This window comes from Enterobacter sp. 50588862, assembly GCF_001462935.1.
Classification (GTDB): domain Bacteria; phylum Pseudomonadota; class Gammaproteobacteria; order Enterobacterales; family Enterobacteriaceae; genus Enterobacter; species Enterobacter bugandensis.
In genome coordinates this window covers 225,330-237,073 of the sequence record NZ_LNHM01000018.1, presented here as the reverse complement: position 1 = coordinate 237,073, position 11,744 = coordinate 225,330, and the positions used below count along the sequence as shown (strand labels likewise).

General features: G+C 56.0%; 9 protein-coding genes and 2 pseudogenes. 4 read left to right on the top strand and 7 right to left on the bottom strand.

From position 1 onward, the window contains the following. Nucleotides 1–720 precede the first annotated feature (720 nt). Nucleotides 721–900, top strand: a pseudogene (locus APT89_RS24735) (hypothetical protein); the annotation flags it as partial. Continuing rightward, nucleotides 828–1,237 (top strand): annotated as a pseudogene (locus APT89_RS07815) (hypothetical protein). The pseudogenes APT89_RS24735 and APT89_RS07815, both read left to right, overlap by 73 nt. 93 nt (nt 1,238–1,330) lie before the next feature. On the opposite strand, the gene glyS reads toward APT89_RS07815, so the two are convergent. The 3 genes from glyS to APT89_RS07800 form a co-directional block, all read right to left on the bottom strand. After that, entirely contained in the window at nt 1,331–3,400 is a 2,070-nt protein-coding gene (gene glyS, locus APT89_RS07810; protein ID WP_028015075.1) for a glycine--tRNA ligase subunit beta, read from the bottom strand. 9 nt (nt 3,401–3,409) lie between these two features. After that, a complete protein-coding gene (glyQ, locus tag APT89_RS07805) occupies nt 3,410–4,321 on the bottom strand; it encodes a glycine--tRNA ligase subunit alpha (protein ID WP_003860141.1) in 912 nt (303 codons plus the stop codon). A 160-nt stretch (nt 4,322–4,481) separates the two neighbouring features. Then, a complete protein-coding gene (locus tag APT89_RS07800) occupies nt 4,482–4,787 on the bottom strand; it encodes a YsaB family lipoprotein (protein ID WP_060572020.1) in 306 nt (101 codons plus the stop codon). 182 nt (nt 4,788–4,969) lie between these two features. Between APT89_RS07800 and APT89_RS07795 the strand changes: the two genes are divergently transcribed. Next, entirely contained in the window at nt 4,970–5,965 is a 996-nt protein-coding gene (locus APT89_RS07795) for an acyltransferase (protein WP_060572019.1), read from the top strand. On the opposite strand, the gene APT89_RS07790 is transcribed toward APT89_RS07795, so the two are convergent. The 4 genes from APT89_RS07790 to xylA form a co-directional block, all read right to left on the bottom strand. Further along, on the bottom strand, nt 5,958–6,878 hold the full coding sequence (locus APT89_RS07790) for a GlxA family transcriptional regulator (RefSeq protein WP_060572018.1): 921 nt from the start codon (nt 6,876–6,878) through the stop codon (nt 5,958–5,960). The genes APT89_RS07795 and APT89_RS07790 overlap by 8 nt on opposite strands. After that, nucleotides 6,878–7,417 carry an isochorismatase family protein gene (locus tag APT89_RS07785; RefSeq protein WP_060572017.1) on the bottom strand — a complete coding sequence of 180 codons (540 nt, stop codon included), beginning with the start codon at nt 7,415–7,417 and terminating at the stop codon, nt 6,878–6,880. Before APT89_RS07785 ends, APT89_RS07790 begins: the two co-directional genes overlap by 1 nt. 103 nt (nt 7,418–7,520) lie before the next feature. Next, nucleotides 7,521–8,975, bottom strand: a complete 1,455-nt coding sequence (gene xylB, locus APT89_RS07780) for a xylulokinase (protein ID WP_048958456.1) — start codon at nt 8,973–8,975, stop codon at nt 7,521–7,523. 61 nt (nt 8,976–9,036) lie between these two features. Beyond that, nucleotides 9,037–10,359: a xylose isomerase gene (gene xylA, locus APT89_RS07775; protein WP_088204493.1), complete on the bottom strand. Its 1,323-nt coding sequence runs from the start codon at nt 10,357–10,359 to the stop codon at nt 9,037–9,039. Nucleotides 10,360–10,730: 371 nt separating this feature from the next. Here xylA and xylF point away from each other — a divergent pair, with 371 nt between their 5' ends. Next, entirely contained in the window at nt 10,731–11,723 is a 993-nt protein-coding gene (gene xylF / locus APT89_RS07770; RefSeq protein ID WP_041911619.1) for a D-xylose ABC transporter substrate-binding protein, read from the top strand. The last annotated feature ends 21 nt before the right edge of the window (nt 11,724–11,744 follow it).

Sequence of the window (11,744 nt, the reverse complement as noted above, 5' to 3'; positions counted from 1 at the left end):
GTGGTGGTACAGCACGAAAGTGGGGGTGATCGACCTGAAGAAAAAGTCGATCACCATGGGTAAAGGATGTTAAAAAGTGTTCACCATGTCCCCGAACACCTGTCTACCATGTCCCCGGACTGTACAAGGGAGAGGGCTGGGGTGAGGGGAAGCATACGACTCTGGTGGTCATTCCGTTCACTTTATGTTCCTTGCTACTCTGTAACGACAATACCCGTGAACGTGCCAGGGTGGCTCAGTCGCCACCACCCTGGCTACCCGGGCTCCCGGCGGTAAATCGCCGCTACGCGGTACCTTCGGCTTATTCCTTCCGGCTTATCGGGGACGGGCGGAGGTAACATCCCTGTAAAGCCCGCCCTCTCGGCGCATCCATGCGCCTCGCCCCGGCCGGAAGGCAAACGCCTCAGCGATTTACAGCCGGACCATAGCGTCGCTGTAAGACCTCTGCCCGCAGTATGCTTTTCATTGCGGTAATTTTGCGAGTCTCTTTCCAGAAATGGTAATATCCTCAGTGGCATAGCTCAAATCTTTTGCCGCCTGTTTTGATGAGCAGTAAGTTCTCTTTGCACCTGCAAAATCAGGTGCCGGGTTTAGCATCCTGGCTTATCTTATCGGCGGCACATTATGTGCAGCATGCTTTGCTACATCTCAATGGTGGGCTGAGCAGGGGCATCGAAAGATGCGCCGGTATCCGATAAGGCCGGTAATGCTAACTCTGTTCAGTCCACCACCAGCGAAGTTAGCATTTCCGGTGGTGGAAGCTTTATCACTTATCGGAGGCTGCCAATATGGCTACTACCCCAACCCAAGCTCATTCTTAATTCACCCTGCCCTTCAACCACGCCACCGACTTCACCGAACTGGCGGATAACTGCGAACGTTTTACCGACGCACTGGTAGATTGCGAAGAACCCGCCCCAAAAATGGCGCTTTACGGCAGACTTTATGCCTGTCTGAATCTTCTGCAACCCACGCTTCTGGAACCTGTTCCGGACGCTTTAAAAGCCAGCCTGACCGTGAAGGAACTCCCGTCACGCGTTCCGGCTTTCGAACCCGAATGCGATCAGCTGGGCGCTACTGTCAGGAGCTTACGCAGATGCTGATGAACGGCTCACTGCCGCGACAATCTGAAATCGTGATGGAAGATTTGCTGTGCGAGCTGGTCAGCTACTTTGCTGATACGCTGAAGGCACGGCGCTGGCTGCAGACAGACGAAGGCACAATCGCGATCGGCTAAACCTGCCGGATGGCGCTGCGCTTATCCGGTCTACAAAAGACCCATAAAAAAACCCGCCGAAGCGGGTTTTTAGCATTGGTTACAACGGGCACATTACTGCAGCAGCGAAATATCCGCCACGCGCAGGAACAGCTCGCGCAGTTTTTCGAGCATGGAGAGACGGTTAATACGCAGTTCTTTATCTTCTACGTTCACCATCACTTTCTCGAAGAAGGCGTCGATCACGTCACGCAGCTCCGCCAGCTCAACCAGCGCTTCCTGGTAACGACCTTCCGCGAAGTACGGCTCGAGCTTGTCGCGCAGCACCACAACCTGCATCGCCAGAGCGATCTCTTCCGGCTCTTTCAGCGTCGCGGCGTTTACGCGCTCGTTCAGCGTCTCGTCGGATTTCGCCAGGATGTTGGATACACGCTTGTTGGCCGCCGCCAGAGCAGATGCCGCTTCCAGCGTACGGAAGTGGGAAACCGCCTTCATACGCGCATCGAAATCAGCCGGACGGGTTGGACGACGCGCCAGCACCGCCTGAATGGTGTCGACGGTGTAACCTTCGTCCTGATACCACGCGCGGAAACGGCCGAGCATAAAGTCGATCACGTCATCCACAACGTTCGCGTTGGTCAGCTTGTCGCCGTACAGACGCACCGCTTCTTCGGTCAGGGTCTGCAGATCAAGGTTCAGGTTCTTCTCAACGATGATGCGCAGCACGCCCAGCGCGGCACGACGCAGCGCAAACGGGTCTTTATCGCCTTTCGGATGCTGGCCGATGCCGAAGATACCCGCCAGGGTGTCCATCTTATCGGCAATCGCTACAGCGCAGGCAACCGGGTTGGACGGCAGATCGTCGCCCGCAAAGCGCGGCTGATACTGCTCGTTCAGAGCTACGGCCACGTCTTCCGCTTCGCCATCGTGACGCGCGTAGTGCATGCCCATTACGCCCTGGGTGTCGGTGAATTCGAACACCATGTTGGTCATCAGGTCGCATTTGGAGAGCAGGCCCGCACGGGTGGCATGGTTCACGTCGGCACCGATTTCACGGGCGATCCAGCCGGACAGCTCCGCGATACGGTCGGTTTTGTCGCGCAGCGTACCCAGCTGCTGCTGGAACAGTACGGTCTGCAAGCGCGGCAGGTTATCTTCCAGACGCTTTTTACGGTCGGTATTGAAGAAGAACTCGGCATCCGCCAGACGCGGGCGCACCACTTTCTCGTTACCGGAGATAATCTGGCTCGGATCTTTCGATTCGATGTTCGCCACGAAGATGAAGTTTGGCAGCAGCTTGCCGTCGTTGGCGTAAACCGGGAAGTACTTCTGGTCACCCTTCATGGTATAAACCAGCGCTTCTGCCGGAACGGCCAGGAATTTCTCTTCGAATTTTGCGGTCAGCACAACCGGCCATTCCACCAGAGAAGTGACCTCTTCCAGCAGGCTGTCGCTCAGGTCGGCATTACCGCCAATCTTACGCGCCGCTTCTTCCGCGTCCGCTTTAATTTTGGCTTTACGCTGTTCGTAGTCGGCAATCACTTTACCGCGTTCCAGCAGGATCTGCGGATACTGGTCGGCATTGTCGATGGTGAACTCTGGCTCGCCCATAAAGCGGTGGCCGCGGATCACGCGATCGGACGCCACGCCCAGAATGGTCGCCGGAATAACGGTGTCGCCCAGCAGCAGGGTCACGGTGTGTACCGGACGCACGAAGTGTACGTCAGACGCGCCCCAGCGCATCAGCTTAGGAATCGGCAGCTTCGCCAGAGAAGTGGCGATCATGTTTGGCAGCAGCGCTTCCGCGCTTTCGCCTTTCACGTGGGCACGATACAGCAGCCATTCGCCTTTATCGGTGGTCAGACGCTCGGCCTGATCGACGGTGATGCCGCAGCCGCGCGCCCAGCCTTCGGCAGCCTTGCTTGGCTTGCCTTCCGCGTCAAACGCCTGGGCAATCGCCGGGCCACGTTTTTCGACTTCGCGATCCGGCTGAGACGCCGCCAGATTTGCCACTTTCAGCGCCAGACGACGCGGTGCAGCAAACCACTCAATTTTACCGTGCGCCAGGCCAGCGTTATCCAGCTCGGCGGTCACATTCGCAGCAAAAGATTCAGCCAGGCTGCGCAGGGCTTTTGGTGGCAGCTCTTCGGTGCCGATTTCCACCAGGAAAGTTTTCTCAGACATGGCCGCCTCTTATTTGTTTCGGTTGCACATCGGGAAGCCAAGGGCTTCACGGGACGCGTAGTAAGCTTCTGCAACGGCTTTGGTCAGGGTACGAATACGCAGAATGTAGCGCTGACGTTCAGTTACGGAGATCGCTTTGCGGGCGTCCAGCAGGTTGAAGCTGTGGGCGGCCTTCAGAATACGCTCGTAAGCAGGCAGCGGCAGCGGAGTTTCCAGCGCCAGCAGCTGCTGAGCCTCTTTCTCGTACTGCTCGAAGCAGGTGAACAGGAAGTCCACGTCCGCGTATTCGAAGTTATAGGTGGATTGCTCCACTTCGTTCTGATGGAACACGTCGCCGTAGGTGGTTTTACCCAGCGGGCCGTCGCTCCAGACCAGGTCGTAAACGCTGTCTACGCCCTGAATGTACATGGCCAGACGTTCCAGACCGTAGGTGATTTCACCGGTGATCGGCTTACATTCCAGACCACCGACCTGCTGGAAGTAGGTGAACTGGGTCACTTCCATGCCGTTCAGCCACACTTCCCAACCGAGACCCCAGGCACCCAGCGTTGGGTTTTCCCAGTTGTCTTCCACGAAACGGATGTCGTGGATGGTTGGATCCATACCCAGCTCTTTCAGCGACCCGAGATACAGTTCCTGAATGTTGTCGGGTGATGGCTTAATCACCACCTGGAACTGATAGTAATGCTGCAGACGGTTCGGGTTTTCACCGTAACGACCATCGGTCGGACGACGGGAAGGCTGCACATACGCGGTCGCCATTGGCTCTGGGCCCAACGCGCGCAGGCTGGTCATCGGGTGTGAAGTGCCGGCGCCGACTTCCATGTCCAAAGGTTGAACAATGGTACAGCCCTGACGAGCCCAGTAATCCTGTAAGGTCAGGATCAGGCCCTGGAAGGTCTTGGTATCAAACTTTTGCATAGTATTTCGTGCTGGATACGTGTGGTTTTAAATGGAAGGGACCAGTATACCCGCTGGCTGCAAGATATACAGTACGAAACGGGGTTGTTTAGGGAAAATTGGGAAATAAGCCTTCCGGCCAGAACGCTGACGGCGTCTGGTTGTTGATTATGCGAGCAGGCTAGCGCATGGAGAGATGTAAAAACTGACCGTCCGCATCAAACGAGCAGACAAAGCCCTCTTTACGCGCAGTATACCCTCTAAGCTCATAGCTGCCCTGAAAGCGCTCGAATCCGATGACGTTAATTTTCTGAACGTCCGAGTTATAGCGCCGAGCGGCCCGCTCTTTACAGAGCGCTTCCATATTCAGCGAACGCTCCGGGCTTATTTTTCCCTGCTGCGCTTTTTGCACGGGGACTTCCTGTGACGTACTGCATCCTGCCAGCATGAATAGCAGAAAGAGTGATGCCACACGCTTCATCATCATTTTTATTACCGTCCTGGTCAGCGGCTGTTATTTTTAGTATCAACACTTTTATAGATTAAGGTCTGCCATTCTGCGAATCTCGCGGTCTCCCGGCAAGCCTGTGCATAAAACTCAGAATTTTCCAAACGAAGACTTTTGGACAATGGGAGTCCCACTCACTTTACAGGGAATAAGAGGAACTGATGCCGTCAAAAATTAACTGGATTGATAACCTGCGCGGAATAGCGTGTCTGATGGTGGTCATGATCCACACGACGACCTGGTATGTCACGAATGCCCACAGCATCAGCCCCGTTAACTGGGATATTGCCAATATCCTCAACTCCGCGTCGCGCGTCAGCGTGCCGCTGTTTTTTATGATTTCCGGCTTTCTCTTTTTTGGCGAGCGTAGCGCGCAGCCGAGGCACTTCATCCGCATCGCGGCCTGTCTGGGGTTCTACAGCGCCGTTGCCCTGCTCTATATCACCCTGTTTACCTCCATTAACGCCGGGTTATCCCTCAAATTTTTGCTGCAAAAACCGGTTTTCTACCACCTGTGGTTCTTCTTCGCCATCATCGTTATCTATCTGGTCTCTCCGCTCATTCAGGTGAAAAACGTCAGCGGGAAAATGCTTCTGGCCCTGATGGTGGTGATTGGCATCGTCGCCAACCCGAACACGGTTTCGCAGAAAATCGACGGTTTCGAATGGTTGCCGGTAAATCTCTATATCAACGGCGACACCTTCTACTACGTGCTTTACGGCATGCTGGGGCGCGCCATCGGGATGATGGATACGCAAAAGCGCGGTCTGAACTGGCTCTGCGGAGCGCTGTTTATCGCCGGCGTGGCGGTGATTTCACGCGGGACGCTACATGAGCTTCAGTGGCGCGGCAATTTTGCCGATACCTGGTATCTGTATTGCGGGCCGATGGTCTTTATCTGTGCCGTATCGCTGCTCACGCTCGTTAAAAACACCCTGAACGCGCGTCCCCTTCCCGTGCTGGGCTTTATCTCGCGGCACTCGCTGGGAATTTACGGTTTTCACGCGCTGGTGATCCACGCCCTGCGAACAAGGGGCGTTGAGCTCAAAAGCTGGCCGGTGCTGGATATCGTCTGGATTTTTGCCGCTACGCTGGTTATCAGCCTGCTGCTGTCGATGCTGCTGCAAAAAATCGACACGCGCCGCTTCGTCAGCTAACGCTGCGCTGCCGGGCGCGGTGGTACTGGCGCGGGGAGGAGAAGCCTGCCGCCAGCGAGGCCTGTTCCACGCCGCGCCCCTGCATCAACCACTGCTCCGCCACCGCCAGACGCAGCTGCTCCAGATAATCGCGGACGCTAATCCCTAAATGCGTCTGGAAAAGCCGGGTGAGATGGCGCGGGCTGACGTGCGCCAGTGCGGCGATATCAGGCAAGCTCCACGTTTTTTGCGGCTCGGCGGTGAGCGCATCCTGCGCCCGATGGATCGCCGGATGAAGATGATTGCGGTAGCGCAGCCACGGGGAGAGCTGGGGATCGTCACCGGAACGGCGGAACCAGACCACCATCTCGCGCGCCACTGCCAGCGCCTTTTCGGGACCGCACAGGCGGTTAATCATATGCAGCGCCAGATCGATGCCCGACGTGATCCCCGCGCTGGTCCAGATATTCTCGTCCTGCACAAAAATGCGGTTTTCTTTAATCGTCGCCGTGGGAGCCACAGTGCGTAAACGGCTGATAACGTCATGGTGGGTTGTGCACTGTTTGTTATTCAGCAGGCCCGATTTCGCCGCCAGCAGCGCACCAGAACAGACGCACATCACCGTGATATCCCGGCGCTGAATGACCGGCTGCAGGCGCATTAGCCAGTGCTGGATCTGCTGCGCCTGCGGCGTTGAGAACTGAGCGCGGGAGTCGCTCACCCCCGGCAGGACCAGCAGACTCCCTGGAGGCAGACTTTCCGGCAACGGCTGGATGCCGCCCATCGTCAGGCCTATCGACGTCGGCACGTCCGGTTGCGGCCCAATGTAATGCAGACGAAACGCGTCGCCAGCCAGCACAAAGGTCTCCGCCGGGCCTGACATATCCAGTGCCAGTACCCCGGGTAACATCACGAACCAGACGTCGATGCGCATTACAGTGACTCCAGCGTCTCCGCTACCGTTTTAATGTCGGCAAAACGCCCGGCCAGTACCGTCTCGGTACGGTGGCGAATTTCCGCTGCGCTCAGGGTAATGCCCTTGTACATCATGGGAAACGTCAGCGTTGCCTCGCTCACAAACGTCACAGCATAACCCAGATCGGATGCTACCCGAGCGGTGGTTTCACAGCATTGTTCCGTGCGAATGCCGCAGATAATCAGCTGGTTGATATCACGCTCGCGCAGCCAGCGGTCAAGCCCGGTATCCGTGAAGGCATTATGGACGTGTTTCTGGAAAACCACATCCGGCTGATGACGCAAAAAGGCCATCGGTTTGACATAGCCGCTTTGCAGCGTGAAGGGGCCGTCTTCATCCACATGAAAAATATCAACGACTGGAATACCGCGCGCCTGGCAGCCTTCAATCAGCCCCAGCATCGCCTGCTGAAAGGCAGGAATGTCGCCCTCCTGCCAGTAAGGGCGATGATGGAAGGACTGCTGAGTATCAATATTGATGAGTGCAATGCGTGACATGATAAATCTCCTCGCCAGTGGGTGTGTCACCATACTGGCAAGGAAAGAGAGGCACGCACAGACCAAAAAAGGACATCCTCGTGCCTCTGTCGGACAAGCGAGTTTATGACATCAGCGGCAGCAGCTGCTGATAGATTTTGCGGAACACCTCGCGCCTTTCTGCATAACGGGCATGTCCTGCCGCGTCAGGCACATGCGCCTGTTCAAGCGTAAGCTGCGGCAGCAGCTGCGAAAGCGGCTTGTCCGGGTTCATAGCGATCTGCGCCAGACGCGCGGCGCCGAGCGCGGGGCCAACATCCCCTCCCGTGCGGAAATCCAGCTGCAACCCGCTGATATCCGCCAACATCTGTCGCCAGTAAGGGCTTCGCGCGCCGCCGCCAATCAGGGTGACGCTCGCCGGTTTCAGGCCGCAGTCGTGCACCACATCCATTCCGTCGGCCAGCGCATACCCCACACCTTCCAGAACCGCACGCGCCAGCTCTGCCGGGCCGTGCTGGTGGGTTAGGCCAAAGAATACCCCTTTCGCTTCCGGGTTGTTGTGCGGCGTACGCTCGCCAGAAAGATAGGGTAAAAACCAGACGGTACTCGCCGCGTCATCCGCCTGCTGCGCCGCCGCAATGAGTGCCGGAACGTCCGCCATGCCGGTAAGCTTCGCCGCCCAGTCCAGGCAGGATGCCGCGCTCAGCATCACCGACATCAAATGCCATTTTCCCGGAAGCGCATGACAGAAACTGTGCACAGCGCTTTCGGGATTGCTGCGATAGCCGTCGCTGACGGCAAAATAGACCCCAGAGGTTCCCAGCGACAGCATCGCCTGCCCCGCCTCAACCATCCCGACACCCACGGCACCCGCCGCGTTATCACCGCCCCCGGCCACCACCGGTACGGCAGGCATATTCCAGCGTTCCGCAACGTCTGGCAGCAGCGTACCCGTCACCTCACAGCCTTCGAACAGCGCGGGCATATGTTCCCGGGTCAGATGGCAGGCATCCAGCATCGCCTCGCTCCAGTCGCGTTTCGCCACATCGAGCCACATCGTGCCCGCGGAATCGGACATGTCGCTGGCGAAATCGCCCGTCATACGAAAGCGCAGATAGTCTTTTGGCAACAGGACTTTCGCCACCTGACGGAAAATCTCCGGCTCGTGGCGCTGTACCCACAAAAGTTTTGGTGCGGTGAAGCCCGGCATCATCAGGTTGCCCGTAATCTCGCGGGACGTGGGCACACGCGCTTCAAGGATTGCGCACTCTTCCGCACAGCGGCCATCGTTCCAGAGAATAGCCGGGCGCAGAACGCGATGCTGGCTATCCAGCAACGTTGCACCATGCATTTGTCCGGCAATGCCCAGCGCTTTCACGTCGCGCAGGCTGTGCTGCTCGCCTAAGGCTTTCATCGCGCGATCCGTCGCCTGCCACCACTGCTCCGGGTCCTGCTCCGACCACAGCGGATGCGGGCGTGAAACCTGCAGCTTTTCAGTCTGCGTTGCTAACACGTCGCCCTGCTCGCTTAACAGGATGGCTTTCACACCCGATGTGCCAAGATCGATCCCGATATACATTGTGGTGACTCCTTTGACAGAAATGCCCGGTGGCGCTTCCGCTTACCGGGCCTGGATGCTGTTATTTATCGAACAGGTAGTGATTAACCAGGTTTTCCAGCAATTCCTGATGCCCGCTCTGGTGCTGCGGCGCCAGCTGCTGTTGTTCAGCGTACTTCGCGATGTCCGCAAGCGATAACTGACCCTTCAAAATTTGCTGGCCCAGCTCACTGTTCCAGCCGCTGTAGCGCTTCGCCACGCGCTTATCCAGCTCGCCGTCTTCAATCATACGCGCCGCCACTTTCAGCGCCAGCGCCATGGTGTCCATCGCGCCAATGTGGCCGTAGAACAGATCGTATTTGTCGGTGCTCTGGCGACGCACCTTGGCGTCAAAGTTGAGGCCGCCGGTGGTGAAACCGCCCGCTTTGACGATCTCGTACATCACCAGCGCATTCTCTTCCACGCTGTTCGGGAACTGGTCGGTATCCCAGCCCAGCTGCGGATCGCCGCGGTTCGCATCTACCGATCCGAAGATGCCCAGCGCAATCGCAGAGGCAATTTCGTGGTGGAATGAGTGGCCCGCCAGGGTAGCGTGGTTAGCCTCAATATTCACTTTGATCTCTTTTTCCAGACCAAACTGCTTCAGGAAGCCATACACGGTGGCGACATCGTAGTCGTACTGATGCTTGGTTGGTTCCTGCGGTTTAGGCTCGATCAGCAGCGTGCCGCGGAAGCCGATTTTGTGCTTATGGTCGACAACCATCTGCATAAAGCGGCCAATCTGCTCGCGCTCCTGGCGCAGGTCGGTATTGAGCAGGGTTTCATAGCCTTCACGGCCGCCCCACAGCACATAGTTTTCGCCGCCCAGCTGATGCGTAGCGTTCATTGCCGTCACCACCTGCGTAGCCGCCCAGCTAAACACTTCCGGATCCGGGTTGGTGGCCGCACCCGCACCGTAGCGTGGGTTGGTGAAGCAGTTTGCCGTACCCCAGAGCAGCTTCACGCCGCTTTGCTGCTGTTTTTCTGCCAGCACGTCCACCATCTGCGCAAAATTGTTCAGGTACTCTTTCAGCGACGCCCCTTCCGGCGATACGTCAACATCATGGAAGCAGTAGTACGGTACGTTCAGCTTGTGGAAGAACTCAAACGCCACGTCGGCTTTGCGTTTCGCCAGCTCGATGGCCTCACCCGGCTGTTGCCACGGACGGTCAAAGGAACCCACGCCGAACATATCGGCGCCGTTCCAGCAGAAGGTATGCCAGTAACAGGCGGCAAAGCGCAGATGATCTTCCATGCGCTTACCCAGCACCAGCTCATCCGGATTGTAGTGACGAAATGCTAAAGGATTGGTCGTTTTTGGGCCTTCGTAACGAACGCGATCGAGTTGGTCGAAATAAGCTTGCATATTGAGCTCCATAATCAGGGTATGCGGCGAGTCGTTGATTCAGGAGTAATAGTGAATAGACATTTTGGGTTGCTCAATTACGTTATTTCACACTGCTATTGAGAGAATGCACAACTGTGCGCTGGCTCGCAAAATAATGCGCAGACAAACTATTTTTCGGCGCGCATTCCAGAATCAAATGTAATTAAGGCGTTACGAATTTTAAAATCCGATCGCGGTCATAAATTCAGAAATAAACCAAATATCGTAATGAGAAGATAAAAATCTGTAATTGCCAGCCCGCCTTTCCGCGTTAAAAATTTGCTGCGACCCAGCAGTGAATGTTTCTTTTATCTCAGCAACACATACCCCTACAAAAAGGCCTAATAATTATGAAGATAAAGAACCTGACCCTAACGCTCTGCACTACGCTCCTCCTTGTAAGCTTTGCAGGGCATGCCAAGGAGGTCAAAATTGGCATGGCGATTGATGACCTGCGTCTGGAGCGCTGGCAAAAAGATCGCGATATTTTTGTGAAAAAAGCGGAATCACTCGGTGCGAATGTGTTTGTTCAGTCGGCTAACGGCAATGAAGAAACGCAAATGTCGCAGATCGAGAATATGATCAACCGGGGAGTCGATGTTCTGGTCATTATCCCTTATAACGGCCAGGTATTAAGTAACGTGGTGAAAGAAGCGAAGCAGGAAGGCATAAAAGTTCTCGCTTATGACCGCATGATTAATAACGCCGATATTGATTATTATATTTCCTTCGACAATGAAAAAGTGGGCGAATTACAGGCGCAAAGCCTGATCGACAAAGTGCCTCAAGGCAATTATTTCCTGATGGGCGGTTCGCCGGTGGATAACAACGCCAAACTGTTCCGCGAAGGGCAAATGAAGGTCCTTAAGCCGTACATCGACAGCGGCAAAATTAAGGTGGTCGGCGATCAGTGGGCCGACGGATGGTTACCAGAAAATGCCCTGAAGATTATGGAAAATGCGCTGACGGCCAATAACAACAAAATTGATGCTGTCGTGGCCTCCAACGATGCCACAGCAGGCGGGGCTATTCAGGCTCTGAGTGCCCAGGGACTGGCCGGTAAAGTCGCGATTTCTGGTCAGGATGCCGACCTGGCGGGCGTAAAACGCATTATCGCAGGTACTCAGACCATGACAGTCTACAAACCGATTACTGAGCTTGCCAATACGGCGGCGGAAATTGCCGTTGAGCTGGGCAACGGTAAGCAACCTAAAGCAGATGCAACGCTGAATAACGGCCTGAAAGACGTTCCGGCTCGCCTGCTCACGCCAATTGAAGTCAATAAAGAGAACATTGACGCCACCGTTATTAAAGACGGTTTCCACAAGAAGAGCGAACTGTAATCCGGCGCTGCCCCTGCTCTG